The 24,782-nt window shown below is 71.7% G+C and carries 24 protein-coding genes; 14 read left to right on the top strand and 10 right to left on the bottom strand.

Features of this window, described 5'->3' with window-relative positions:
- Window positions 1–53: 53 nt before the first annotated feature.
- The 3 genes from ACZ37P_RS23790 to ACZ37P_RS23780 all read left to right on the top strand — a co-directional run bounded on the left by ACZ37P_RS23790 (window position 54) and on the right by ACZ37P_RS23780 (window position 3,078).
- Complete coding sequence (locus ACZ37P_RS23790) at window positions 54–983, top strand: proline dehydrogenase family protein (RefSeq protein WP_355348129.1); 930 nt, start codon at window positions 54–56, stop codon at window positions 981–983.
- Between the two features lie 85 nt (window positions 984–1,068).
- Window positions 1,069–2,700 carry an L-glutamate gamma-semialdehyde dehydrogenase gene (gene pruA, locus ACZ37P_RS23785; protein ID WP_391044767.1) on the top strand — a complete coding sequence of 544 codons (1,632 nt, stop codon included), beginning with the start codon at window positions 1,069–1,071 and terminating at the stop codon, window positions 2,698–2,700.
- Between the two features lie 234 nt (window positions 2,701–2,934).
- The gene (locus tag ACZ37P_RS23780) at window positions 2,935–3,078 is read left to right on the top strand and encodes a hypothetical protein (protein ID WP_188284990.1); all 144 of its coding nucleotides are present in this window, start codon (window positions 2,935–2,937) and stop codon (window positions 3,076–3,078) included.
- A gap of 94 nt (window positions 3,079–3,172) precedes the next feature.
- On the opposite strand, the gene ACZ37P_RS23775 is transcribed toward ACZ37P_RS23780, so the two are convergent.
- Entirely contained in the window at window positions 3,173–4,786 is a 1,614-nt protein-coding gene (locus ACZ37P_RS23775; protein WP_391161488.1) for a fibronectin type III domain-containing protein, read from the bottom strand.
- Between the two features lie 165 nt (window positions 4,787–4,951).
- Between ACZ37P_RS23775 and ACZ37P_RS23770 the strand changes: the two genes are divergently transcribed.
- The 5 genes from ACZ37P_RS23770 (at window position 4,952) to ACZ37P_RS23750 (ending at window position 11,298) form a co-directional block, all read left to right on the top strand.
- On the top strand, window positions 4,952–5,995 hold the full coding sequence (locus ACZ37P_RS23770) for a 3-isopropylmalate dehydrogenase (protein ID WP_467348502.1): 1,044 nt from the start codon (window positions 4,952–4,954) through the stop codon (window positions 5,993–5,995).
- 243 nt (window positions 5,996–6,238) lie between these two features.
- Window positions 6,239–7,327: a branched-chain amino acid aminotransferase gene (locus ACZ37P_RS23765; protein ID WP_401852191.1), complete on the top strand. Its 1,089-nt coding sequence runs from the start codon at window positions 6,239–6,241 to the stop codon at window positions 7,325–7,327.
- 363 nt (window positions 7,328–7,690) lie between these two features.
- Window positions 7,691–9,304, top strand: coding sequence for a citramalate synthase (gene cimA / locus ACZ37P_RS23760; protein ID WP_355348143.1), 1,614 nt, complete (start codon window positions 7,691–7,693; stop codon window positions 9,302–9,304).
- Between the two features lie 219 nt (window positions 9,305–9,523).
- Window positions 9,524–10,042, top strand: a complete 519-nt coding sequence (locus ACZ37P_RS23755) for a hypothetical protein (protein WP_355348146.1) — start codon at window positions 9,524–9,526, stop codon at window positions 10,040–10,042.
- Window positions 10,043–10,359: 317 nt separating this feature from the next.
- Window positions 10,360–11,298, top strand: a complete 939-nt coding sequence (locus ACZ37P_RS23750; RefSeq protein WP_401306181.1) for a lipase family protein — start codon at window positions 10,360–10,362, stop codon at window positions 11,296–11,298.
- A gap of 21 nt (window positions 11,299–11,319) precedes the next feature.
- On the opposite strand, the gene ACZ37P_RS23745 is transcribed toward ACZ37P_RS23750, so the two are convergent.
- Window positions 11,320–12,822 carry a DUF1349 domain-containing protein gene (locus ACZ37P_RS23745; RefSeq protein ID WP_467348499.1) on the bottom strand — a complete coding sequence of 501 codons (1,503 nt, stop codon included), beginning with the start codon at window positions 12,820–12,822 and terminating at the stop codon, window positions 11,320–11,322.
- Window positions 12,819–13,766, bottom strand: coding sequence for an ATP-binding cassette domain-containing protein (locus ACZ37P_RS23740; RefSeq protein WP_402710924.1), 948 nt, complete (start codon window positions 13,764–13,766; stop codon window positions 12,819–12,821). Before ACZ37P_RS23740 ends, ACZ37P_RS23745 begins: the two co-directional genes overlap by 4 nt.
- A gap of 161 nt (window positions 13,767–13,927) precedes the next feature.
- Between ACZ37P_RS23740 and ACZ37P_RS23735 the strand changes: the two genes are divergently transcribed.
- The 6 genes from ACZ37P_RS23735 to ACZ37P_RS23710 all read left to right on the top strand — a co-directional run bounded on the left by ACZ37P_RS23735 (window position 13,928) and on the right by ACZ37P_RS23710 (window position 20,255).
- The gene (locus ACZ37P_RS23735) at window positions 13,928–14,419 is read left to right on the top strand and encodes a hypothetical protein (protein WP_391044784.1); all 492 of its coding nucleotides are present in this window, start codon (window positions 13,928–13,930) and stop codon (window positions 14,417–14,419) included.
- An 89-nt stretch (window positions 14,420–14,508) separates the two neighbouring features.
- Entirely contained in the window at window positions 14,509–15,642 is a 1,134-nt protein-coding gene (locus ACZ37P_RS23730) for a sensor histidine kinase (protein WP_467348498.1), read from the top strand.
- A complete protein-coding gene (locus ACZ37P_RS23725) occupies window positions 15,639–16,430 on the top strand; it encodes a response regulator (RefSeq protein WP_467348497.1) in 792 nt (263 codons plus the stop codon). Before ACZ37P_RS23730 ends, ACZ37P_RS23725 begins: the two co-directional genes overlap by 4 nt.
- 231 nt (window positions 16,431–16,661) lie before the next feature.
- Window positions 16,662–19,085 (top strand): polysaccharide lyase 8 family protein, encoded by a 2,424-nt coding sequence (locus tag ACZ37P_RS23720; protein ID WP_467348495.1) that lies wholly within the window; start codon window positions 16,662–16,664, stop codon window positions 19,083–19,085.
- A gap of 156 nt (window positions 19,086–19,241) precedes the next feature.
- Entirely contained in the window at window positions 19,242–19,700 is a 459-nt protein-coding gene (locus ACZ37P_RS23715) for a GNAT family N-acetyltransferase (RefSeq protein ID WP_355348151.1), read from the top strand.
- A 51-nt stretch (window positions 19,701–19,751) separates the two neighbouring features.
- Complete coding sequence (locus tag ACZ37P_RS23710) at window positions 19,752–20,255, top strand: YfbM family protein (RefSeq protein WP_355348154.1); 504 nt, start codon at window positions 19,752–19,754, stop codon at window positions 20,253–20,255.
- On the opposite strand, the gene ACZ37P_RS23705 is transcribed toward ACZ37P_RS23710, so the two are convergent.
- The 7 genes from ACZ37P_RS23705 to ACZ37P_RS23675 form a co-directional block, all read right to left on the bottom strand.
- Window positions 20,248–20,748: a hypothetical protein gene (locus ACZ37P_RS23705; protein ID WP_402710918.1), complete on the bottom strand. Its 501-nt coding sequence runs from the start codon at window positions 20,746–20,748 to the stop codon at window positions 20,248–20,250. The two genes, ACZ37P_RS23710 and ACZ37P_RS23705, sit on opposite strands and share 8 nt — an antisense overlap.
- Window positions 20,749–20,774: 26 nt before the next feature.
- Window positions 20,775–21,635, bottom strand: a complete 861-nt coding sequence (locus ACZ37P_RS23700; RefSeq protein ID WP_467348572.1) for an RHS repeat domain-containing protein — start codon at window positions 21,633–21,635, stop codon at window positions 20,775–20,777.
- Between the two features lie 152 nt (window positions 21,636–21,787).
- Entirely contained in the window at window positions 21,788–22,318 is a 531-nt protein-coding gene (locus ACZ37P_RS23695) for a hypothetical protein (RefSeq protein WP_467348492.1), read from the bottom strand.
- A 69-nt stretch (window positions 22,319–22,387) separates the two neighbouring features.
- A complete protein-coding gene (locus ACZ37P_RS23690) occupies window positions 22,388–22,966 on the bottom strand; it encodes an RDD family protein (RefSeq protein WP_355349367.1) in 579 nt (192 codons plus the stop codon).
- Between the two features lie 82 nt (window positions 22,967–23,048).
- Window positions 23,049–23,525 carry an SRPBCC family protein gene (locus ACZ37P_RS23685; RefSeq protein ID WP_391161476.1) on the bottom strand — a complete coding sequence of 159 codons (477 nt, stop codon included), beginning with the start codon at window positions 23,523–23,525 and terminating at the stop codon, window positions 23,049–23,051.
- A gap of 78 nt (window positions 23,526–23,603) precedes the next feature.
- On the bottom strand, window positions 23,604–23,942 hold the full coding sequence (locus ACZ37P_RS23680) for a DUF397 domain-containing protein (RefSeq protein WP_467348489.1): 339 nt from the start codon (window positions 23,940–23,942) through the stop codon (window positions 23,604–23,606).
- Window positions 23,939–24,760 (bottom strand): helix-turn-helix domain-containing protein, encoded by an 822-nt coding sequence (locus tag ACZ37P_RS23675; protein ID WP_467348487.1) that lies wholly within the window; start codon window positions 24,758–24,760, stop codon window positions 23,939–23,941. Before ACZ37P_RS23675 ends, ACZ37P_RS23680 begins: the two co-directional genes overlap by 4 nt.
- Between the last annotated feature and the right edge of the window lie 22 nt (window positions 24,761–24,782).

The following is a 24,782-nucleotide window of genomic DNA, read 5'->3' as shown; positions in this document are numbered from 1 at the left end:
GACGGCCGGGGACGGCCGTTCCCCCGTACCGCCCTCGTCCCGGAGGAGCCACCGTGCTCGGTCCCGTGTTGCTCGCCGCCTCGCGCAGCGACCGTATGCGCCGCGTCGTCGCCGCCGCACCCGTCACCCGTCCCGTGGTGAACCGCTTCATCGCGGGCGACGAACTGCGCCCCGCGATGGACACCGTGCGGTCGCTGACCGCCTCCGGCCTCGACGTCACCCTCGACCACCTCGGTGAGGACGTCACCGACCGGGCCACCGCGCAGGCCACCAGGGACGCGTATCTGCGGCTGCTGGAAGCGCTGCGGAACGACGGCCTCGGCAGCCGCGCCGAGGTGTCGGTGAAGCTGTCCGCCTTCGGCCAGACGCTGCCCGACGGCGGCCACGACATCGCGCTGGCCAACGTACGGCGGGTCGCCGAACTGGCCGCCGAGGTCGGCACCACCGTCACCCTCGACATGGAGGACCACACCACCGTCGACTCGACGCTGGCGATACTCCACGAGCTGCGCCGTGAGCACCCCGGCACCGGCGCCGTCCTCCAGTCGTATCTCTTCCGCACCGAGGACGACGCCCGCGCGCTGGCGGTCGCGGGCTCGCGCGTACGGCTGGTCAAGGGCGCGTACAAGGAGCCCGCCGAGGTCGCCTTCCAGGCCAAGGCCGACGTGGACAAGGCGTACGTCAGGGCGCTGCGCATCCTCTTCGCGGGCGACGGCTACCCGATGGTCGGCTCGCACGACCCGCGCATGATCGCCATCGCTCAGGACCTGGCGGCGCGCAACCACCGGCCGGCCGGGTCGTACGAGTTCCAGATGCTGTACGGCATCCGGGCCGCGGAGCAGCGGCGGCTCGCGGACGAAGGCGAACGTATGCGCATCTATGTGCCGTACGGCGCAGACTGGTACGGATACTTCATGCGCCGCCTCGCGGAGCGCCCGGCGAACCTCGCCTTCTTCCTCCGCTCCTTCCTCCCCGCCCGCTGATCCGGCCCGCCGGTCCCGGGCCCCTGATCCGCCCGTCGACTCCCGCCCGCTGATCCCCCTTTCTTCACCGAAGGAGAAACGCTTCATGGACGCCGTGACCCAGGTTCCCGCGCCGGTCAACGAGCCGGTGCACTCGTACGCGCCGGGCAGCCCGGAGCGCGCCCGTCTGGAGGCGAAGCTCAAGGAACTGGCGGGCAACCCCGTCGACCTGCCGATGTTCATCGGCGGCGAGCAGCGCATGGGCGGCGGCGAGCGCTCCGACGTCGTGCAGCCGCACAACCACGGCGCCGTGCTCGGCAGCTACGCCGAGGCCACCGCGCAGGACGCGCAGGACGCGGTCGACGCCGCGCTGGCCGCCGCCCCCGCCTGGCGCGCGATGGCCTTCGACGACCGCGCCGCGATCATCCTGCGCGCCGCGGAACTGCTCGCCGGACCCTGGCGCGAGACGATCGTGGCCTCCACGATGCTCGGCCAGGGCAAGACCGCCCAGCAGGCCGAGATCGACAGCCCCTGCGAACTGGTCGACTTCTGGCGGTTCAACGTCCACTTCGCGCGGCAGATCCTCGCCGAGCAGCCGGTCGCCAACGCCCCCGGCGTCTGGAACCGCCTCGACCACCGCCCGCTCGAAGGCTTCGTCTACGCGATCACGCCGTTCAACTTCACGGCCATCGCGGGCAATCTGCCCACCGCGCCCGCCCTGATGGGCAACGTCGTGGTGTGGAAGCCGTCGCCGACGCAGACCCACTCGGCCGTCCTGCTGATGAAGGTGCTGCGCGAGGCCGGGCTGCCCGACGGCGTCATCAACCTGGTGACCGGCAACGGCATCGCCGTCTCCGAGGTCGCGCTGACCCACCCGGACCTCGCCGGTATCCACTTCACCGGCTCCACCAAGACCTTCCAGCACCTGTGGCGCACGGTCGGCGAGCACATCGAGGGCTACAAGTCCTACCCCCGGATCGTCGGCGAGACCGGCGGCAAGGACTTCGTAGTCGCGCACCCGTCCGCCGACCCCGCGATCCTGAAGACCGCCCTGACCCGCGGCTCCTTCGAGTACCAGGGCCAGAAGTGCTCGGCCTCCTCCCGCGCCTACATCCCGCGCTCGATCTGGGACGGCGGCTTCAAGGAGGAGTTCGCGGCCGAGGTCGACGGCATCACCATGGGCGACGTCACCGACCTGTCCAACTTCCTCGGCGCCGTCATCGACGAGCGGTCCTTCGCCAAGAACAAGGCCGCCATCGACCGCGCCAAGGCCGACCCGACGATCGAGGTCGTCGCGGGCGGCACGTACGACGACTCGGTCGGGTACTTCATCCGCCCGACCGTCCTGGTCTCCACCGACCCGGCCAACGAGATCTTCCGCGAGGAGTACTTCGGCCCGGTGCTCGGCGTGTACGTCTACGAGGACGCCGACTTCGAGACGATGCTCGCGCAGATGGAGTCGGTCTCGGCGTACGGCCTGACCGGTTCGGTCATCGCGCAGGACCGGGCCGCGGTGGCCGACGTGATGGAGAAGCTGCGGTTCGCCGCGGGCAACTTCTACATCAACGACAAGTCGACCGGCGCCGTCGTCGGCCAGCAGCCGTTCGGCGGCGGCCGGGCGTCGGGCACCAACGACAAGGCGGGCGCCGCGCAGAATCTGCTGCGCTGGACGTCCACGCGCTCCATCAAGGAGACGCTGGTCCCGCCGACGGACTACCGCTACCCGCACCAGGGCTGACCACGCCCTGCCCTCAGCGGCCCCCGTCACCGGTCCCCATCCGGTGGCGGGGGCCTCCTCATGGGTGACGGTCGTCTCAGATAGTAGGAAGTCCGAGTAATTGTGGCGACAGGACGGCCACGCTGACCTAACTTTGTAAGAAGCCGAACGTCTCGCTCCATCGAGCGAGCGGCGGATGCGAGCAGCGCCCTTCGCGCGGGTCACCCCCGCGGCGCCCGCTCCCCGCCCCGTTCCGTGGCGACCGCCATCCATCTCCTCAAGTTTTCCCTGGAGTTGATCACCATGGACGAGACCGCCCGCCAGAACGCCCTCCGCGCCCTCCAGCGCAGCATGGACCGCCGCGACAACGGCGGCAGCACGGGCCACGAGGCCCGCTGACCGCACCCCGCACGAGCGGCGCGCGGCCCGCGGCCGGCCCCGTGGCCCGGCCTCATGAGACCGGCTCCCCACCACCGGTCTCACGGTTCCGGCCCTACCGCGCGCGCCGCGCCACCGTGAAGTGGTCGATCCGCGCACCCGTCTCCGCCAGCGCGGACACGGTCAGGGTCGACTCCCGCCCCGGCCGCGCGGGCTCGACGTCCACGGAGATGAACGAGTAGCCGGTGTAGCGGACCCGCGACCACTCGACGGTGTCGGCGACCTTGCCGCCGCCCTTCGCGGAGTGCCACGTCGTGACCGAGTCCACGTGGTGCTCCGCGCCCTCCACCGAGTCCGGCGCCGGGAAGTCGTACAGGCTGCGGCCCGCGCCGCCCGCGGTCACATAGACGACGCCGTCCGTCTCCGGCCGGGTCGTCGCACCGATCGCCACCTGCCGGGACACCTGCCCGCCGCGGATCGCGTCGGTCCGCTCGTACACGTGGTTGTGGCCGTTGATCACCAGGTCCACCCGGTGCTTCTCGAACAGCGGCACCCACTGCGCCTGCACACCGCCGTCCGAGGCGTGCGCGTTGGTGGTCGAGTACGCGCAGTGGTGGAAGAAGACCACCAGGAAGTCGATGCCGTGCTGCTTGCGGTACTGGCCGAGCGTCCGGTCCAGCCACGCGGTCTGCTTGCCGCCGGTGATCCCGTAGTTGGCCGGGATCTCGTACGAGACGTCGTTGGCGTCCAGCGCGATCACCGCGGTGTTGCCGTAGACGAAGGAGTACGAGCCCGGCTGGTTCTTCGGGTCGTGGCCGTTGCCGGGCAGCGCCCAGCGGGCCTCCTGGCCGCCGTAGCCGTTGGGCGAGTACCAGGCCTCCATGTCGTGGTTGCCGGTGGTCACCATCCACGGCACCCGCGCGGCCACCGACTCGGTCTGCGCGAGGAAGGAGTCCCAGGTGCGCGCATCGTAGTCCGCGCCGTCCGCGGGCAGGCCCGCGCCGTCCGGGTCGGCGTAGCAGATGTCACCCGCGTGCAGGTGGAAGGCCGGGTTGCGGGCCAGGATCAGCGAGTCGTTGGCCAGCGCGTGGTAGCTGACGCCCTGGTCGCCGAAGGCGGTGAAGGTGAAGCGTTCCCGCTTGCTCTGCGAGGGAGCGGTGGTGAAGGAACCCACGGTCGCGAAGGCGGCGGCGTCCGCCGGGTCGAAGCCCTCGTGGCCGACGCCGTAGTAGTAGGTGGTGTCGGGACGCAGCTTGTCCAGCGCCACGTGCAGGTAGAACTGGTCGACCGGCGGCAGCTTGCTGTTGAGGAGCTGCGGGGTGTGCAGCGCCCGCACCTCCGCCTCGATCTTGTGGCTGAGCGACCAGGGCTGGAGACCGACCCGCAGGAACGGCCTGCGGACCGCGAGCGGCACCTGCCAGGAGACCCGGAACTGGGTCTTCGGGTCGGGGCCGAAGGCGAGGTGGCGGCCGAACGGGGCGACCAGCGCGCCGTCGACGTGGTGCCCGGTGGCGGGCCGGCCGAGCAGCGTCGGGCCCGCGCCGGGGCTCGGGGTGCTCGCGGCGGCGACGCCGCTGAGGAGGCCGGAGGCGGCGATCGTGCCCGCGGCCGCGACACTGCCGCCGATGACCCGGCGGCGGGTCAGCTTGGCGCGCAGGTATTCGTGCTGCTCCGCCATGCTCATCCGACCGGCGAGCCTGGCGTCGATACCCATCTGTGGTGTGTCCATGACGCGCAATCTCCCAGCGCCGTCCTACCGTGGCCCGACTGGCGTCCGTCCGCGCGGTGAACGCGGCGTGGCGACCGGTTGACGCCCAGGATGCCGGATACCTCCGGTCGTCCGGCATGCGGACACGCCGTGTCAGGGGCTGGGACGCGGAGTAGGGTGCACGGCATGTCTCGCAGCATCAGCCTCGCAGTGATCCCCGGTGACGGAATCGGCCAGGAAGTCGTGACGGAGGGCCTCAAGGTCCTTGCCGCCGTGCTTCCGCAGGACGTCAAGCTGGAGACGGAGGAGTTCGACTTCGGCGCGAAGCGCTACCACGCCACCGGTCAGACGCTGACCGACGACGACCTCGGCCGGCTCAAGGCGCACGACGCGATCCTGCTGGGCGCGATCGGCGACCCGTCGGTGCCGTCGGGCGTGCTGGAGCGCGGCTTCCTGCTCAAGCTCCGCTTCGCCTTCGACCACCATGTGAACCTGCGGCCGAGCAAGCTGTTCCCCGGTGTCGCCTCGCCGCTCGTGGGCACCCCGGAGATCGACTTCGTCGTGGTCCGCGAGGGCACCGAGGGCCCGTACACCGGCAACGGCGGCTCGATCAGGACCGGCACCGAGCACGAGGTGGCCACCGAGGTCAGCCTGAACACCGCCTTCGGCATCGAGCGCGTGGTGCGCGACGCGTACGCCCGCGCCCAGGCCCGCCCCCGCAAGAAGCTCACGCTCGTGCACAAGAACAATGTGCTCGTGCACGCGGGCCACCTGTGGACCCGGATCTTCGAGCAGGTCGGCGCCGAGTTCCCCGAGGTCAGCACCGACTACCTGCACGTGGACGCGGCGACGATCTTCCTCGTCACGCAGCCCGAGCGGTTCGACGTGATCGTCACCGACAACCTCTTCGGCGACATCATCACCGACCTGGCCGCGGCCGTCTCCGGCGGCATCGGCGTGGCCGCCAGCGGCAACATCAACCCCAGCCGCGACTTCCCCTCGATGTTCGAGCCGGTGCACGGCTCCGCGCCCGACATCGCGGGCCAGTCCAAGGCCGACCCGACCGCCACCGTGCTCTCGGTCGCCCTGCTCCTGCGGCACCTCGGTTACGAGGACGAGGCCGAGCGGATCGACGCCGCCGTCCAGGCCGACCTGTCCGAGCGCACCGGACAGCCCGCCCGCAGCACGGTCGCGATCGGCGACGCGCTGGCCGCCCGGGTATCCGCCTGACGCGGCGGTCCGACCTCGAGGCCAGGGGCTGCCCCGGCCCCACCTGTAGGTACCCGGCCCCACCGCTGCGATAATCGGCGGTGGGGCCGCGGTGCGACCGGATGCTCGGACGTCCTAGGACCTGTCCCGGTGTCCCCGCCGCCACGACGGCGAACGACAACGGCTGACCTGCGCTGACAGCACCTGCCAGCGCACGACGGCGAACGACGGCGAACGACAGCGAACACGGCGAAGGACACGGACATGACGACACCCACGATCGAGCTGAAGCCCTCCGCCCACCCGCTGGCCGCCGCCGAGCGCGAGGCGATCCTGGCCGACCCCGGCTTCGGGCGGTACTTCACCGACCACATGGTCACCATCAAGTGGACCGAGGGCCGCGGCTGGCACGACGCCCAGCTCGTGCCGTACGCCCCGCTCTCGATCGACCCGGCGAACATGACGCTGCACTACGCGCAGACGATCTTCGAGGGCCTGAAAGCGTACCGCCAGCCCGACGGCACCGTGGCCACCTTCAGGCCCGAGGCCAACGCGCGGCGCTTCCAGTCCTCCGCGCGCCGCCTGTCGATGCCCGAGCTGCCGGTCGAGACCTTCATCGAGGCGTGCGACGTGCTGGTCAGGCAGGAGAAGGCGTGGGTGCCGGACGCGGGCGAGGCGTCCCTGTACCTGCGGCCCTTCATGATCGCCACCGAGGTCGGCCTCGGGGTGCGCCCGGCCAACGAGTACCTCTTCCTGGTGATCGCCTCCCCGGCCGGTTCCTACTTCTCCGGCGGCGTCAAGCCGGTCTCGGTGTGGCTGTCCGAGGAGTACGTGCGCGCCGCGCCCGGCGGCACCGGCGCCGCGAAGGCGGGCGGCAACTACGCCGCCTCCCTCGTCGCCCAGGCCCAGGCCATCGAGCACGGCTGCGACCAGGTGGTCTGGCTCGACGCGATCGAGCGCCGCTGGATCGAGGAGATGGGCGGCATGAACCTGTACTTCGTGTACGGCGACCGCATCGTCACCCCCGAGCTGTCCGGCTCCCTCCTGCCGGGCATCACGCGCGACTCCCTCCTCACCATCGCCGCGGACCTCGGCTACGAGGTCGGCGAGGGCCGGATCTCCGTGGACGACTGGAAGCGGGACGCCGCGGACGGCACCCTCACCGAGGTCTTCGCGTGCGGCACCGCCGCCGTGATCACTCCGGTCGGGTCCGTCAAGTCCACCCGCGCGAGCTGGCCGGTGGCCGACGGCGCGCCCGGCGCGGTCACCATGCGCCTACGGGAGGCGCTTCTCGACATCCAGGGCGGCCGGGCCGCCGACCCGTACGGCTGGATGCACCCGCTGGGCGGCTGAGCGCGGGCGGGGGCGGCGCGTCGGACCGCGAGGCGCCGCCCACCAGGGAAGCGACCGAATGGTGAGACCGGCGTCCCGAGCGGGCCGGTTTGTGGCACACTGCCAACGTGCACCCGTACGCCAACGTGATTATTGGCCGCAGGCACGCCGGTCCGCAGTGACTGATCCCCTGACCACAGGGGAGCGTCACCCGCCCAGACCCGCGTGCAGACCTCTCGCATCCGCGAGAGGTTTTTTCGTTTTCCGGCCCACCACCGCCGGGAGGCGGGGCGCGAGGGACGATGGGGGCAAGTGGAGCTGGATCCTCCCGATATCCGCATGTCCGGACGGGAACCCACTCACCCGACAGGAGTTACGACAGCCATGACCGCCGAACTGGACGACAGCTTCCACGTCTTCGACACCACGCTGCGCGACGGCGCCCAGCGCGAGGGAATCAACCTCACCGTCGCCGACAAGCTGACGATCGCCCGGCACCTGGACGACTTCGGAGTGGGGTTCATCGAGGGCGGCTGGCCCGGCGCCAATCCCCGCGACACCGAGTTCTTCGCCCGCGCCGCCACCGAACTGGACCTGAAACACGCGACGCTGGTGGCCTTCGGCGCCACCCGCCGCCCCAACGCGGTCGCCGCGCAGGACCCGCAGGTCAAGGCCCTGCTGGACTCCGGCGCCCCGGTCATCACCCTGGTCGCCAAGTCCCACGACCGGCATGTGGAACTGGCCCTGCGCACCACTCTCGAAGAGAACCTGGCGATGGTGACGGACACCGTCTCCCACCTCGTCGCCCAAGGGCGCCGCGTCTTCGTCGACTGCGAGCACTTCTTCGACGGCTACAAGGCGAACGCCGCCTACGCCACCGCCGTCGTACGGGCCGCGCACGAGGCGGGCGCGTCCGTCGTCGTCCTGTGCGACACCAACGGCGGGATGCTGCCCGCCCAGGTCCAGGCCGTCACCGGGCTGGTCCTGGCCGACACCGGCGCGCGCCTGGGCATCCACGCGCAGGACGACACCGGCTGCGCGGTCGCCAACACCCTGGCCGCCGTGGACGCGGGCGCCACCCACGTCCAGTGCACCGCCAACGGCTACGGCGAGCGCGTCGGCAACTCCAACCTCTTCCCGGTGGTCGCCGCACTGGAGCTCAAGCACGGCCGCCGCGTCCTGCCGCCCGGCACGCTCGGCGAGATGACCCGCATCTCGCACGCCATCGCCGAGGTCGTCAACCTGCCGCCCTCCACCCACCAGCCCTACGTCGGCGTCTCCGCCTTCGCGCACAAGGCCGGTCTGCACGCCTCCGCGATCAAGGTCGACCCCGACCTCTACCAGCACATCGACCCCGAGCAGGTCGGCAACACCATGCGGATGCTGGTCTCCGACATGGCGGGCCGCGCCTCCATCGAGCTCAAGGGCAAGGAACTCGGCATCGACCTCGGCGGCGACCGCGAGCTGGTCGGCCGGGTCGTCGCGCGCGTCAAGGAACGCGAGCTGAAGGGCTACACCTACGAGGCCGCCGACGCGTCGTTCGCGCTGCTGCTGCGCGAGGAGCTGGAACGCGCTGAGAACGGCGGCCCGCGCCGCTTCTTCCGCACCGAGTCCTGGCGCGTCATCACCGAGGACCGCCCCGACGGCACCCACGCCAACGAGGCGACGGTGAAGATGTGGGCCAAGGGCGAGCGCATCGTCGCCACCGCCGAGGGCAACGGCCCGGTCAACGCCCTGGACCGCGCCCTGCTCGCGGCCCTCGGCCGGATCTACCCGCAGCTCGCCGCCTTCGCGCTGGTCGACTACAAGGTCCGTATCCTCGAAGGCCGTTCGGGCACCGACTCCACCACCCGCGTCCTGATCACCACCACGGACGGCGCCGCCGAGTGGTCCACGGTCGGCGTCGCGGACAACGTGATCGCCGCGTCCTGGGCGGCACTTGACGACGCGTACACGTACGGGCTGCTGCGCGCGGGCCTCGAACCCCAGGAGCAGTAGCGGGATTTCGCCCCCTGGGCGTCACCCCTCGTGGGCCGTTTACCGGCCTTTACCGGTCTTTGCCGTGCTCCGGGTCCCGGTCGTGTTCCTCGCGACCGGGACCGTTCATGTGCGGACACTGGCGGACGCGCGTAGAGCTCGGGCACACTCCTCCTGCGCCACCTGCACACCGGTCACCCGCACACCACCCACCCCAGCGGAAACAGCAGGAGGAATCGCATGACGCTACGTCTGCGCGCCCGATCCGTGCTCAGTGTCCTGACTCTCGTCCTCACCGCGGTGTTCGCCCCCGGCATCGGACTGGCCAGCTCCACCGACGCGTTCGCCGTCACCAAGCTCACCCACGCCCAGGCGACGAGCATGTTCAGCGGCGCGGGCATCACCTGGTCGTCCTCCGGCGGCTGCTCCAACCGCAACGTCTCGACGTGTACGTCCTTCGACCAGCTCAACCTCACCACCGCCCAGGGCGCCGTCACCCTCAAGCACGCCAGCGGCTGCGCCCTCAACATCACCGGCGGCACCGAGACCGGCCACGCCAGCGGCACGTACTCCCACTGGAACGGCTACAAGCTCGACTTCGGCAAGAACACCTGCATCACCAACTACATCCACAGCGCCTTCACCTACATCGGTCTCCGCGGTGACGGCTACCCCCAGTACCAGGCTGCCTCCGGCAACATCTACGCCGACGAGGGCAGCCACTGGGACGCCCTCTTCTACACCTGCGGCGGCTGCTGACCCCCTCCGGGGCGCGGGGAACGTGCGCTGCCGCAGCGCAGGGCCTTGTTCTCGGGGGCGCGGGGAACCGCGCGACCAGCCCCCACCGGGCTGTCAGCCCGAAGACAACGGCATCTGCCCCGCTGGCGCCGGTCTTCAAAAGGCCGCGCCACCGTCGGCGGCTGAGCGCGCGGTTCCCCGCGCCCCTCAAAAGATCGGCGAACCGCCCCACAGCAGAGGAACCGCACGGGGCCGCGCCCCGGGAAGGATGAGTACGGATGCTCAGGCCCGCGCCGGAGGCGGACGGCTAGCGTCGGGGCAGGCGAAAGGAGCCCCCCGTGCTGTGGTTGGTGATGCTGCTCGGAGCGGCGACAGGTCTGCTCGGCACGCGGCGGCAGCGCCGCACGGCGGCCCGCATGGGCGACCGCCTCTTCCCCGGCCGACTGGCCGTCTACGGCGCGCGTTCCCGCTTCCCCGCGGCCGGCGGCGCCGAGGTGATGTTCCGGGTGACGGACGACCCGGACGCCGTCGTGCGGCTGAGGGTGGACCGGGCGGAGCCGGAAGAGGACGAGCTGCGCAAGGCGGTGGCGGACGCCCTGGACCGGGCGCGGACCTGGCGCGGCCTCGACGCGGCGTTCCGCGCAGGCGGTTACGAGGTGTACGCCCTCGGCAACGTCGTCGCCGAGCCGTGGATCGCGGCCGACCCCCGTAACGGAACGGTCGACGACCTCCTCACCCGTATCGCCGCGTGCCTGACCCGCTGGTCCGGCGCCACTCCCACGACCGTACTGATCGCCCACCCCGACCTGGTGGCGGGCCTGAAGGACCGCGACCCGAGCGCCCCGACGCTGCTGCGGGTGACCGCGAGACGGCGGCTCGCCGCTCTGTCCGGCCAACGCCCGTACTACCGCGCCTGGTTCGAATGGCGCGACGGCGTCCCCGTCCCCGGCTCGGGGCGCCTCGACCTCGTCCGCCCCTTCGACGACAGCCAGCGCTTCGCCGCCGCCGTGGAGGCGAGCGCCGCCGCGTGGCTGGCCGAGGCGGTCCCGGAAGCGACGGTGTGCTCCGCGACCGGCGTGTGGCGGCTGCTCCCGAACCGCGTCGACCGCGTCACCGGCTTCGTCCTCTACCGCGACGAGCCCGAGCCGGGCCCCGTCTACCTCGGCAAACACGCCCTGCGCGTGACGACGGACCTGGACGGCGCGCTGGTCGGCGACCCGACCGTCCTGCCCCACGTGCGGGAGGGCCGGGGCCGCCTGCACCTGCCCGCCCTGTGAGGAGCGCGCCCCCCTGCTCCGTCACGCGTCCCGTCCCCGCAGCAGCAGCCCGCCCCCGAGCAGAGCCGCCGCCGCCCACGCGGCCAGGACGGCGAGTCCGCCCCACGGCGGGAGCGGGAAGTAGCCGAACGCGGGGGTGTACGTGCTGTCCACCCAGCCGTAGCGCGGCATGTTCTGCTGGATCGCGAAGCCCGCGGCCGGGGTGGTCCTGAGCAGCCAGCGGGCCGGTCCTTCGGGGAGGACGGAGCCGGTGGCGAGCAGGTAGGGGACGACGGTGGCGGCGAAGACCGCCGTCACGGCGGCCACGCTGCGGCGCAGGGCCGCGCCCACGGCAAGGGCGAGCACGGCGCAGAGCGCGAGGAGCGCGGCGGTGCCCGCGATGACCCGCACCTGCGTGAGCGCGGTCACCGGGAAGGTGAAACCGTTCGGCCGGACCAGCCACTTGCCCAGGAGCACGGCCGCGGCGGCGGCGGGCAGCGCGGCGGCGAAGGTGACGGCGCCGATGACGACGGCCTTCGCGGCCAGCGCACGGCCGCGCCTGGGGCTCGCGGTGAGAGTGGTACGGATCAGCCCGCGCCGGTACTCGGCGGTGATGAACGTCGTACCGATCACGATCACCACGATCAGCCCGGTGAAGGTGCCGAGGAGGCTGCGCTCGATGGTCTCGCCGCCGCCGGCGGACGGTCCGCCGACGTTCGGCGCGATGTCGCCGGTACCGGAGACGGTGAAGCTGCCGTCGGACTGTTCGCGGTAGCCGGAGGGCCCTGCCGTCTCGCCCGCGATGTCGCCGCCGATCTGCTCGCCGCGCCAAGCGCCCTCGGTGGCACCGCCGTTGAGGGTGACGTGGTCGAAGGTGCCGGTGGCGCGGGTGACCTGGTCGGTGCTGTTCACGCCGCCGTAGCGCTGGCGGGACGCCTCGGTCAGCGGGGGAGAGGTGGTGAACAGGCCCGCCTGGACCGGGGCCGAGGCGGACGGCAGCCCGGTCAGCCGCGCCGTTCCGACCGCCGTCCAGTGCGTGCCGTCCGTCGACTCCTCACCGGTCAGCGTGGCGCCCGACCTGGTCAGCCGCAGCCAGCGCGGGGACGCGGCCGATACGGCGCCGGGCGCGCCGGCCGTGTCGTGCGTGAAGTCGTGCTGGAGGCGGACGCCGTGGGCGGCCGTCACCATCAACGCGGCGTAGGAAGAGCCCTGTTGGGTGCCCGCCTTCACGAGAATCCCGGTTTTGGCCCAGGGGGCGGGAGAGCCGGTCAGTGAGGTGACGCGGACGGTGAGGCCGCCGTGGTCCGCGAGCGGCCGGTGCACGAAGTAGAAGGAGTCCGTCACGGCCTGGCCGCCGGGCGCCCTCGGGCCCGTGCAGGGCTGGTCGGGGCGCTGGCCCGGGCAGGTGGCGTGCGAGGTCTGCGCGCTGAGCACGCCGACGACGACGGTCACGAGCGCGGCGGCGGCGAGGCCGATCACCCAGCCCCGTACCGTGCGGAATTTGGTCCATTCGGCGCGGAGTTGACGCAGAACGGGGGCGCTCACCGGGCCGTCTCCCCACCGGGGAGGTCGTGGCGTACGGGCTCGGCGGCCCGGAACTCCACGGCGTCACGGGTGAGTTCCATATACGCCTCCTCCAACGTCGCCCGGTGCGACGACACTTCGGAGAACGGCACGCCGCTCCCGCCGAGCAGCCGTACGACGTCCTCGGGCGCGAGCCCCTCGACGGTCAGCGTCTCGCGGTCGATGGCCGCCACGGTCGCCCCGGCCCGTGCCAGGACCGTCATCGCGTCGGAGCGCGCCGTCGTCCGCAGCGTCACCCGGTCGCCGGACGCGGCCCCGATCAGTTCGCTCACGCTCGTGTCCGCGATGACCTTGCCCCGGCCCACCACCACGAGGTGGTCCGCCGTGTCCTGCAACTCGCTCATGAGATGACTCGACAGCAGGACGGAACGGCCCTGTGCGGCGAGCGACTTGAGGAAGCCGCGCATCCAGGCGATGCCTTCGGGGTCGAGCCCGTTGAACGGCTCGTCCAGCATCAGCACCTGCGGGTCGCCGAGCAGCGCCGCCGCGATCCCCAGGCGCTGCCGCATCCCCAGCGAGAACCCCGACGCCTTCCGCCGCCCCGCCGGTCCCAGCCCCGCCTGCTCGATCACCTCGTCCACCCGGCGCGCCCCCAGGCCCTGCGCGTGCGCCAGCCACAGCAGATGGTTCCGCGCGCTCCTGCTCGGCTGGAGGGCCGCCGCGTCCAGCAGCGCCCCCACCTTCCGCAGCGGATCCCGCAGCTTCCCGTACGGCGTCCCCCCGATCAACGCCGTCCCCTCGTCCGCCTCGTCAAGGCCCAGCACCACCCGCATCGTCGTCGACTTCCCCGCCCCGTTCGGCCCGACGAACCCCGTCACTTCCCCCTCCCTCACCCCGAACGTCATCCCGTCCAACGCCGCCGTCCCCCCGTACCGCTTCCGCAGCCCCCGCACCTCAATCTCCATGCCGCCCAAGCTATGCACCCCCCACCCCCCCGGTCGTCCCCCACCGGAGCGACCCCCTGCGGGCGACCTCGCTCCCGCGGCGAGCCGCTCTCTCCAGGGCCGCGGCGAACCGCGCGGAAACCCAGGTGCGTACGCCTCGGTGACGGGGTCAGCATGGGCAGGTGTCCGAGCTGCGGTGGGATGACGTGAAGCCCTTCTTCGACCTCGAGTGGGAGGGACGCCTTCCCGACGTGTGGATCGAACAGACCACGGTCGAGGACTGGCAGAAGGTCTTTGACCTGGTCGGGGAGACCGGCTGGCGGAGCGAGTACGCCGAGGGCGGCGCGGTCATGCCGCTGCCGCGCGCCGAAGCGGTCCTGTCGCGGCCTGACGACGCCGACTGCGCGGACCTGCGCGTCCGGCCGACGCGGGACGTGCTGGCGATCTTCCGGATGGAGTCGGCCGACGAGATCGGCTTCGACGTGGACCTGCGAGAACTCCAGGGCCAGGAGCGGCTGGACGTGCTCTGCGGATTCCTTCGTGCCCTCGGACGTCGGCTGGGCAAGCCGGTGGTGATGACACCCGAGGGCGACGTGGACCGACGCCACCCGGTCCTCGGGTTCGACGTCGAAGCCGACCGAGTCGTGCTGCTGGCGGCCCCGTCGGCCGGCTGACGGCCGCCGTCCGTGCCCTGCCCGCCCCCACCGGACGGGTCCCTCGCGTGGGGGATGGCGGGGGAGGGAGGGGTGGGGAGAATGAGGGGGTGAGGGAAGCGGACCGCTGGGTGGGGGTGGGGGCAGCGGTGGCCGCGGCGGGCGCGGTGGGGGAGTGCGTCGCGCGGACGAGTGCCAGCGGGGTGAGCGGGAGGTTCGCCGCCGCGATGGTGCTGCTCGCGCTGGCGACGACGGTGCCGCTCGCGTTCGTACGGCAGAATCCCGCCGTGGCGGCGGCGACCGTGACGGCGGCGACGACGGTGGCCGTGACACCGTTCCACGCCCTGACGGTGGGCGGCGCCTGCGCCCAGGCGGCGGTGCTCCACGAGCTGGGCCGCAGAGGCCCACCGGTGGCGGCGGCGCTGCTGGCCCTGCCGTACGTGGCGCTGGCCCTGGCCCACGAGACGGCGGTCCTGACGCTGCTGCTCGCGGCGGCGGCCCCGGCGGCGGCCTGGTCGGGGATCGCGCGCCGGGCGCGCGACGAGGCGAAGGCGCACAGCGCGGTGCGGGAGCGGCTGACCGGATCGCTGGTCGAGCACACCGCGCGGGGCGAACGGGCTCGGATCGCACGGGAGTTGCACGACGTCGTGGCGCACCACATCTCGATGGTCGCGGTCCAGGCGGAGACGGCGCGGCTCACGACGCCGGGAATGCCGGAGGCGGGAGCCGCGAAGCTGTCGGCGATCGGCGACACGGCACGGTCGGCCCTGACCGAGATGCGGCGGCTGCTCGGCGTCCTGCGCGAGGACGCCGAAGCCGAGCCGCCGCGCGAGCCGCAACCCGGCCTGCTCCAGCTCAACGAGCTGCTGGACGAGGCGCGCGACACCTCGGGCACGGGCGCCCGCCTCATCGTTCGTGGCGCGGCCCTGGAACTGGACCCGGGCGTCGAACTGGCCGCGTACCGCATCGTCCAGGAAGCCCTGACCAACGCCAGACGGCACGCCCCCGGCGCCGCCGTGGACGTCGAACTGCACTACGACGAAGGGACGTTGGCGCTGCGCATCCGGGACAACGGGCCGGGTCCGCCCCCCGCGTCACCGCCCGGCGGCGGCCTCGGCCTGCTCGGCATGCGTGAACGCGCGGCGGCCGTCGGCGGCGAGCTGCGCACCGGCCCCGCGTACGGCGGCGGCTTCCTCGTCGAGACGGTCCTGCCCGCCAACTCCGCCCCGGAGCAGCCCCGATGACCCCGGACCGGGCCACACCCACACCCGCACCCGATGCCGCGCCCGCACCCGATGCCGCGCCCGCGCCGGACGCTATCCGTCTCGTCGTGGCCGACGACCACCACGTCGTCCGCACCGGCTTCGCCGCCCTGCTCGACACGCAACCCGACTTCGCCGTCGTCGGCACGGCGCGCGACGGCGCCGAGGCCGTACGCGTCTGCGCCGAACTGCGCCCGGACGTCGTCCTGATGGACGTACGGATGCCGACCATGGACGGCATCGAGGCGACGCGGCGGCTGGCCGCCCAGCCCGGCTCCGCGCAGGGCCCGCGCGTCCTCATCCTGACCACGTTCGACCTGGACGAGTACGTGTACGACGCCCTGCGCGCGGGCGCGAGCGGCTTTCTGCTCAAGGACGTCACCGCGGAGCGCCTCTTCGACGCGGTGCGGGTCGTCGCGGAGGGCCAGGCACTGCTCGCCCCCACGGTGACCCGTCGGCTGATCAGCGAATTCGCCAACCGCCGCCCGGAGCACGGCGATTCAGGGCAGGGCGACCCGGAGCCACCGAAGGCCCCGAGCGTGCATACGGCCCTCGCCGCCCTCACCCCCCGCGAGACGCAGGTGCTGCGCCTGGTCGCGGAGGGCCTGTCCAACTCGGAGGTCGGCAAGCGGCTGCTGATCACGGAGGAGACGGTGAAGACCCATGTCAGCCGGGTGCTGATGAAGTTGGGGCTGCGCGACCGCACGCAGGCGGTCGTGGCCGCGTACGAGTCCGGGCTCGTGGTGCCCGGCGCGCGCGACCGAGCCTGACGCCCAGGGCCGAGCCCAGGCCCAGGCCCAGCCTCAGTGCCAGCCCCAGCCCAAGGGCCGGGCCCACGCCCACGCCACGCCCTCGCGCCCGAAGGCCGCCCGCCCGCACCTCCCCGCACCACCTCCCCGCACCCACGTTGTCCAGACCATTGCTGTCCTGTGCGCCGCCGTGTTAGAAACCGTTTGCACTTGAGCGGAAACACTCCCGATGCGCCCGGAGGTTCCCCCGACATGCCCCCGACCTGGTCTCGCCGCACCCTCATCCAGTCGCTGAGCGCCGCGGCCCTCGCCGTACCCCTCACGAATCTGCCGTCCACGGTAACCGCTTACGCGGCAACGACGGCCGACGCGACGACAGTGGCCCCCGACGCCTACGACACCCTACGCGCCCGCTGGCGCACCCTCCTTCTCGGCACCGGCTTCGACCCGGCCGCCGCCCCCTACGCCGCCAAGCTCACCGCCCTCGGCGCCAACGCCCGTACGTACGCGGCGAGCATGGCCCCGGCCAGCGGCTCGCTATGGCCCGACTACCCCTTCCTGACCGCCTCGGCCGGCGTCACCAACAGCTACGCCCGGCTCAGCACGATGGCCCAGGCGTGGGCCCAGCCCGGCACCGGCTCCACCGCCGACCCCGCCCTGCTCGCCAAGGTCGTGACCGGCCTCGACCACCTCCACACCCAGGCGTACAACGCGACCCGGACCACGTACGACAACTGGTGGGACTGGCAGATCGGCAGCCCGCGCCTGCTCCTGGACATCTGCGCCCTCGCCTACGACAGCGGCAGCCTCTCGGCGGACCGGATATCCGCCTGGACAGCGGCGGTTGACCACTTCGTGCCGGACTCGGCGGTCGCGTCGTACGCGGGTACGAGCACGGGCGCCAACCGCGTCGACCTGTGCCGGGTGCTGGCGCTGCGCGGGGTGATCGGCAAGAGCGACGCGAAGCTCGCGCTGGCCAGGGACGCGCTGTCGCCGGTGTTCCCGTACGTGACGACGGGCGACGGCTTCTACGCGGACGGGTCGTTCATCCAGCACGCATGGGTGCCGTACACGGGGTCGTACGGGCAGGTGCTCATCGACGGGCTCGGACGGCTCTTCGCCCTGCTGGGCGGCTCCGGTTGGGCGGTGACCGACCCGAACCGGCAGCTCTTCCTGGACATGGTCGAGAAGGCGTACGCGCCGTGGATCTACAACGGTCTGCTGATGGACCCGGTGGTCGGCCGCGCCCAGAGCCGGGGCGTCTCGGCGGCCGACGCGCAGCACGTCAAGCAGGACGACCACCTGCGCGGCCACACCCTGCTGGCCAACATCGCCGTCCTCGCGCAGGGCGCGTCCACCGCGGAACAAGCCCGCTGGAAGGGCCTGTTGAAGGGCTGGATCGGCCGCGACACCTTCAGCCCGGTGCTGTCCGATCCCCAACTCGGCGTCGCCGACCTGTCCCGGCTGAAGGCCGTCGCCGACGCCACGGGCACGGCGGCCGTCGCCGAACCCGTCGCGCACCGGCTGTTCGGCTCCATGGACCGTGCCGTGCACCGCCGTTCGGGCTGGGCGGCATCGATCAGCATGTGCTCGGCGCGCACGACGTTCTACGAGACCGGCAACGGCGAGAATCTGCGGGGCTGGCACACCAACAACGGCATGCTGAGCTGGTGGGGCGCCGACTTCGGCAACGGCCAGTACAGCGACGACTTCTGGCCCACCGTCAACCCGTACCGGCTGCCCGGCACCACCGTCTCGACGAAGCCGCTCGCCGACGCGTACGGCGGCGCGTGGGGTGCGGCGCGGCCGGACACGGTGTGGGCGGGCGGCGCCACGGACGGCGAATTCGCGGCGGTCGGGCAGTACGTGAAGGGCCTCGGCTCCACGATGCTCGGCAAGAAGTCGTGGTTCTGCCTGGACGACGCGATCGTCTGCCTCGGCGCCGGGATCAAGGCCACCGACGGCGTACGGATCGAGACCGTCATCGACAACCGCAACCTCGGCGCGAGCGGCACCCACGCCTTCACCGTCGACGGCACCGCCCAACCCGCCACCCTCGGCTGGACGAAGACCTTCACCGGCGCCAAGTGGGCCCAGCTCGCGGGCTTCGGCGGCTACGTCTTCCCCGGCGGTGCCACCTTCAGCGCCCTGCGCGAGGCCCGCACCGGCTCCTGGCACGACATCAACACCGGCGGCACGACGGACGCCGTCACCCGCCGCTACCTCACCACGTGGTACGACCACGGTGTCGATCCGACCGCCGGTACGTACGCCTATCTGCTCATGCCCGGCGCCACGACCGCCGCGACCGCGGCCCGCGCCGCCGCCTCCTCCTGGCTCACCGTCCTCGCCAACAACGCGGCCCAGCAGGCCATTTCGGTCCCCTCGCTCGGCGTGACCGCCGCCAACTTCTGGAACGCGGGGACCGTCGGCGCCCTCACCGTCACGGCACCGGCCGCCGTTCTCATCCGGGTGACCGGCTCCACCGCCACCGTGTCCGTCAGCGACCCCACGCACACCGGCACCGCCTTCGACCTGACCTGGTCCCGGGCGGTCACCGCCGTCACCGCCCACGACCCGACGGTGACGGTCGCCGCGACCGGCGCCGCTCTCCGGCTCACCGTCGCGCCGGGGAAGGCGGGGGCGTCCCATCACGCGACGGTCACGCTGGCGTAGCCGATCGCGTGAGGACAGATCGCGCGAGGGCCCATCGCGTGCGGGCAGATCGTGCGAGGGCCGATCCTGCGAAGGGCCGTCCCGGGCGGGGCCGTCCTGGCAGGGGTGACGGAAAATGGGTCGAGCCCACGGCCCCCGATACGTAAGGTCACGCGGGTGACAGACACCCCCGAGACCATCGTCAGGGACGCGGTGGCGGCCGACGCCGCCGCCATCGCGCACGTCCACGTCACCTCGCGCGAGGTGACCATGCCGTACCTGCCGCCGCGCAAGCGGACGGACGCCCAAGTGGAGGCGTGGGTGCGGGACATCGTGCTGCCCGGCTCGGCGGTGTGGGTGGCCGAGCAGGGCGGCGCCGTCGTCGGCTACGCGTCCGTCGAGGACGGGGTCCTCGACGCCCTCTACCTCCTGGCGGAGGTGCGCCGCCAGGGCATCGGCAGCCGCCTCCTCGCCCGCGCCAAGGCGCACAGCCCCGCCGGCCTCACCCTCTTCGCCTTCCAGCGCAACACCGACGCCCGCGCCTTCTACGAGCACCACGGTTTCACGCTGGTCGACACCAACGACGGTTCCCGCAACATGGAGAAGGAGCCCGACCTCTCCATGCGCTGGCCGTAACCCCCTTTCCAGGGGCGGCGGGTGTCAGACCCCGGCGCTAGCATGCGACGCATGGGCATGATCGAGAACTACGCACGTCTGACACCCGCCGAACTCGACCGCGCCGTCCGGGAACCGGACTGGACGCAGGAGTTCGTCTTCGACCTGATGTACGCCGAGTCGGAGGAGACCACGGGCGCGGGTCAGCCGCGCTGTCTCGACATCGACAAGGCGTGGGACGCCCTGGACTTCCTGTTCCGGCGGATCGAGTTCCCGCTCGACATCGTCCACGGCGGCCAGCCGATACCCGGCGCCGGCGACTGGGGCTACGGCCCGCCCCGTTACCTCACCCCCGACCAGGTCCGCACGGCCGCCGCCGCCCTGACCGCACTCCCCGCCGCCGCCCTCACCAAGGACCTCACCGAAGCCGAGGTCGAAGAGGGCGTCCTCTACCCGAGCGTCGAGGGCGAGGCCCTCGAAACGCTCGAATACGCGACCCAGCACTACGAGGCCCTCGTCCCCTTCTTCCAAGCGGCAGCGGCAGAAGGCGACGCGATAGCCCTCTGGCTCAGCTAGCCCCTCCCAGCGCCTCCCACCCCTCACGCACCGCCCTCCCCACGGCCTCCGGCGTAGCCGTGTCCTCGACGGACTCCATTCCCAACAGCCCGAGCGGAAACAGCAGTACGTCCACTCGCGGCACCTCCCCGCCCGCGTTCCACTCCCGCACTGCCTCGAGCGCCCGCGACACCCCGAAATACGCGGGGCTGACGTCGGCGTACTCCGGCCGCACCACCGGTCGCCCCTCGCCGTCCAGCATCGCCGGGCGCGTGGCGGGCACCACGACAAGACCCGGATAACCGTCCCCCCGCACGTTCCGCAAAATCTGCGCCCGCCCCGGCGTCGGCCTCCCCCCGTACCGCCCGTGCGCGAACACCCCGGCCACCATCACGGCATCAGCGCCCACATCCCGGGCCTCGGCCTCCCACAACTCCACCGGCAGACCATCCCCCAAATGCCGCCGCCACACCTCAAGAAGCCGTGCGTTGTCCGAAACGATGATGATGTCCACGTCGCGTTCCACTCAGAAGGGGTGCATCAGGGCAGGGGCATGAAGGGAAGGATGCGAACTCGTCCCGCGTGGGCCATCTCTTCCACGGACAGGGCCAGAGCGTCGATTCCGCCGCCCGCGTCCGCCAGGTGGTCGATCAGGCTCTCGGGGTTGATCGCGTCCTTGTGGATCACCGATCTGACCAGGGTATAAGGACCTTCTTCCTTGTACGCCTTGAACGCGGCCCGGGCATAAGCCGCCGCGCCCTCCATCGTCGTCGAGAAGTACTTGGTCTCGATGCCGAGGACGTTCTCGAACCGCCGTGTCTTGAGCAGCTGTGCCAGCTCCTTGGCCTGGACGGCACGGTAGATGAAGATCTCGCCCGGCTTGAGGGCGCGACCCAGTTCCGTACAGGGACTCAGGCCGAACGGGTCGATCTCGTCGTATGGATTCTCCACATACGTGTGGTGGTTGGGAGCCGGGACCAGGCCGAGGGGATCGGGGCTCTGGTAGCGGGCGGTGACCGGGTCGTAATACCGCAGATGGTTGTAGTGGAGTCCGGTCTCGGCGTCGGCGTACTGGCCGGGGAAGCGCAGAGGGCAGTCGGTCTGCCCGCCGACGGCTGGTTGCCGGTCCCATACCGTGCGCGTGCTCCGCCACGCCACATCGCCGTCGGAGCCGATGAGTTCGCTGGGGGCACCGATGAGATCGGTGACGATGGCGTAGAAGCGTTCGTCGATCTGGGCCAGCGGACGGTGTGTGCCAGGCGCGTACTCCCAGGTCGTGGCGGCCTGCCCCGTCACCTCTTCCGTCATGCGCGCGCCGTCCCAGACGAACACGGTCTCCGCGATGAGGCCGCTGTCGCCCCACTGCTGCTTGGCGATCCGGCGGCCCAGCGCGTCGTACAGATAGCGCCAGACGCTGCCGTCCGGCGTGGTGACGCCCGTCCCCCCCGTGGTCCCCGTCAGCTCCGGGGCATTGTTTCACCTCGGTCATGAGTGACGTGTGGGAACTGCGGCGGGGTTCCCGATGACCGGAACAGGTGGTCGCGGCCTGCGGATCACTGCTCCAGCAGGGGAGGGGGCGGGGTGAGGTGGGCTTCGGTGCGGGCCAGGCGGTGGGTGGTGCGGCGGGTGGAGGGGAGGGCGGTGAGGAGAAGGAGGGCGGCGAGGGCCAGGTAGATGGCGGCGAGGTCCTTGGCGGTGGGGCCCCACAGGAGCACGGCGGCGCCCAGGGCGGCGAAGAGGGTGGCGAGGGCGAGCGCCAGGCGGCGGGTGGTGCGGGCTGCCCGGCGTTGGCGGTGCAGGAGGAGGGTCATGGCGTGGCGGGCCGCGGGGTCGGAGGGGATGACCTCCTTGCGCATGAGGCGGGCGGCCACGGCGACCTGCCGGGGGGTGAGCCCGGTCTCTGAGGCGATGTGCCGCCGGCTTCTCAGGTCTCGCCACGCAAACACCAAGCCGCCGGCCATGCCGCCGACGAGCGGGACGGTGGGGGCGGGCAGCCAGAACAGGCACACGGCGACGTAGAGCACGGCGGGCGCGAGGCGGACCCATATGTTGTCGCGCCAGGGACGTTCGCGGTCCCAGTCCATGGAGGCGGGCCTATCCGTGTCCGGGCGCCCCGGCGGCAGGGCCGGGGCACACGGACAACAGGGTGCGGGTCAGGGCTTGATGACGACGGAGTGGACGATCTTGTCCGCGAAGGTCTGCTTCTTGGCGTCCCAGGCGGGCCACAGGAAGCCGAGGTAGCAGGGCAGAGCGTCCAGGATGTGCAGCAGGCGCCGGCCGAAGGCCAGACCGAAGCCGAGGACCTGGCCGTCCGCCTCGCGCAGCGTGCGGGTGCCCACGACCTTCTTGCCCGGCGTCTGCCCGGTCGTACCCTCCATGTAGGAGAAGTAGATCGAACCGGCCAGGGCGACGACCGCGCCCAGCAGGGCCCCGGCCGTGCCGCCGATGCCGAAGCGCAGGATCGCGTACGGGACACCGAGGATGAGCGCGTCGATGAGATACGAACCCGCCCGCGCCCCCCAGTTGGCCAACGGGGGCATTCCGGTCGGCTGTTGACCGTAGTTCGCGACGTCAGGCTGGCCGCCGCCGGGGTAGGACGGTATGGGTCCCTGCCCGTAAGGGCCGGGCTGGCCATAGGGGTTGGGCTGTTGCTGCCCCTGCGGGTTGTGCTCCCAGGGGCCGGACTGTCCGCCGTTGTCGCCGTCGTATGGAGGTGGCTGTCTGTCACTCATGCCGCCGAGTACACAGGGCCTACCGGCAGGAGACAACCCTCTACCTGCAACGATTGCGTACCACTCGCCCAGCCGGGGCCGGTCAGCCGATCGGTTCGACGTACGTGGCGAGGTTGGCGAGCGAGGAGGCGATGCCGGTTTCGTGGTCGGCCTGGTCGATACCGGGCGGTACGTCGGTGGCGGTGACGGCGACCTCGGTGGCGTCGGCGGCGTCGTCGGTGGGCGTGAGAGACCAGGTCATCGTCATGGTGCCCGCATACAAAGGGTCGTCCGCCTCGAAGACGGCCTGCTGGACGACGCGGCGGTGCGGGACCAATTGCGTGAAGGCGACCGTGACGACGTCCGTCGCGTCCGAGGACTTGCCCGGGCTGTCGGCCGCGTCGAGATACGTGAGCACCATACGGAAGCCGCCGCCGGGGCGGGGGTCCCAGTGCTCGATCCGGCCGCGCATACCGTCCGGCGGCAGCCAGGCTTCGAGGGAGTCGCGGTCGATGAGGGCGCCGTAGATGGTCGCCGGTGGTGCCGCGATCACCCGGCTGGCGCGGTCGGTCCTACCCATGAGCCGAGTCTAGGACCGCAACGGCGGCGCCCGCACTCACGCCGTGCGGGCGATCCGTCGGACGTGTCGCCCGATACGTCAGAGCGCGGGCTGCTGCGCGGCGGCGAACGTCACGAACGCCGACCACGCGGCGGGCGTGACGGTGAGCGCCGGGCCCTCGGGGTCCTTCGAGTCGCGGATGTGAATCGCCTGCGGATGCGCGGCGACCTCGACGCAGTTGCCGCCGTCGCCGGTGCTGTGTGAGGACTTGTGCCAGTCGCACGCGACCTCGACGCAGTTCCCGCCCGCATCACTGCTGTACGAGGACTTGCGCCAGTCGTAGGCGAATTCGATGCAGTTCCCGCCCTCGCTGCCGCTGTAGCTGGACTTGACCCAGACCAAGTCGGAGGAGGGCTGCGGCCGTGCTGCGCGGTTCATCGGTCTCCTAGCAGATCGTCCAGCAGGCGCTTGCTCTCCTCGGGAGTGAGGGCCTGCGCACGCAGCATCCCATATTTCTGCTGGAGCACGCTGACTTCATCTGGATCATCGACGAGGACGCTGACACGCTGCCCCTCGATGTACGCCAAGTGCTCGTGAGCGGGCGTTTCCAGCAGCACCATGGAGCCGTCGAGCCCGGCGTGATGCTCGCAATCCGTCGGCATGATCTGGATGGTGACGAAGGGCAAATCGGCCAGCGCCCGCAGGTGCTGGATCTGGCGACGCAACGCGTTACGGCCACCGATCGGACGGTGAAGGATCGACTCCTCGATGACGTGCGTCATGTTCGGCGGGGGCTTGCGGTCGAAGACCTTCAGCCGCGCCAAGCGGTCCGCGATCCGTTCCTCGATCTCGTCCGGGCTCAGGGGCGGGTAAACCTGGTTGATCACCGCTCGGACGTACTCCTCGGTCTGGAGCAGGCCGGGGACGACGACCGTCTCGTACGACATCAGGCTCAGCGCCAGCGGCTCCTCCTCCATGTAGTCCTGCGCGAACAGCGGATACCGCTCCGCCTGCGGGACTTCGGCGACGGCCACCTCCAGCGTCTGGCTCGTGCGGAGCAACTGGTCGAGCTGGCGGGCCAGCCGCAGGCCGAGCGGTCTGCGGCCCTGCTCGATCGATGCGATCTGGTCCAGGCTGAGATTCACCTCGTCGGCGAGCCGCTGCTGCGACATACCGCTCGCACGCCTGAACTGGCCGACCGTGGCGCCGATGACGCGCCACGCTGAGTTTTTTCGTGGTCGCTTTCCGTAGGGCATGCGATCTCTATTTCCGTCCCAA

The sequence above is a fragment of the Streptomyces sp. NPDC024632 genome (assembly GCF_055559175.1).
This window is presented reverse-complemented; position numbering and strand designations above follow the sequence as displayed.

Bases quoted from the DNA above. Each gene is read 5' to 3' on its own strand.
- pruA (WP_391044767.1), top strand. From the start codon at position 1,069: ATGGACGCCGTGACCCAGGTTCCCGCGCCGGTCAACGAGCCGGTGCAC.
- ACZ37P_RS23775 (WP_391161488.1), bottom strand. From the start codon at position 4,786: ATGGACACACCACAGATGGGTATCGACGCCAGGCTCGCCGGTCGGATG.
- ACZ37P_RS23770 (WP_467348502.1), top strand. From the start codon at position 4,952: ATGTCTCGCAGCATCAGCCTCGCAGTGATCCCCGGTGACGGAATCGGC.
- ACZ37P_RS23765 (WP_401852191.1), top strand. From the start codon at position 6,239: ATGACGACACCCACGATCGAGCTGAAGCCCTCCGCCCACCCGCTGGCC.
- cimA (WP_355348143.1), top strand. From the start codon at position 7,691: ATGACCGCCGAACTGGACGACAGCTTCCACGTCTTCGACACCACGCTG.
- ACZ37P_RS23755 (WP_355348146.1), top strand. From the start codon at position 9,524: ATGACGCTACGTCTGCGCGCCCGATCCGTGCTCAGTGTCCTGACTCTC.
- ACZ37P_RS23740 (WP_402710924.1), bottom strand. From the start codon at position 13,766: ATGGAGATTGAGGTGCGGGGGCTGCGGAAGCGGTACGGGGGGACGGCG.
- ACZ37P_RS23725 (WP_467348497.1), top strand. From the start codon at position 15,639: ATGACCCCGGACCGGGCCACACCCACACCCGCACCCGATGCCGCGCCC.
- ACZ37P_RS23720 (WP_467348495.1), top strand. From the start codon at position 16,662: ATGCCCCCGACCTGGTCTCGCCGCACCCTCATCCAGTCGCTGAGCGCC.
- ACZ37P_RS23710 (WP_355348154.1), top strand. From the start codon at position 19,752: ATGGGCATGATCGAGAACTACGCACGTCTGACACCCGCCGAACTCGAC.
- ACZ37P_RS23695 (WP_467348492.1), bottom strand. From the start codon at position 22,318: ATGGACTGGGACCGCGAACGTCCCTGGCGCGACAACATATGGGTCCGC.
- ACZ37P_RS23690 (WP_355349367.1), bottom strand. From the start codon at position 22,966: ATGAGTGACAGACAGCCACCTCCATACGACGGCGACAACGGCGGACAG.
- ACZ37P_RS23685 (WP_391161476.1), bottom strand. From the start codon at position 23,525: ATGGGTAGGACCGACCGCGCCAGCCGGGTGATCGCGGCACCACCGGCG.
- ACZ37P_RS23680 (WP_467348489.1), bottom strand. From the start codon at position 23,942: ATGAACCGCGCAGCACGGCCGCAGCCCTCCTCCGACTTGGTCTGGGTC.
- ACZ37P_RS23675 (WP_467348487.1), bottom strand. From the start codon at position 24,760: ATGCCCTACGGAAAGCGACCACGAAAAAACTCAGCGTGGCGCGTCATC.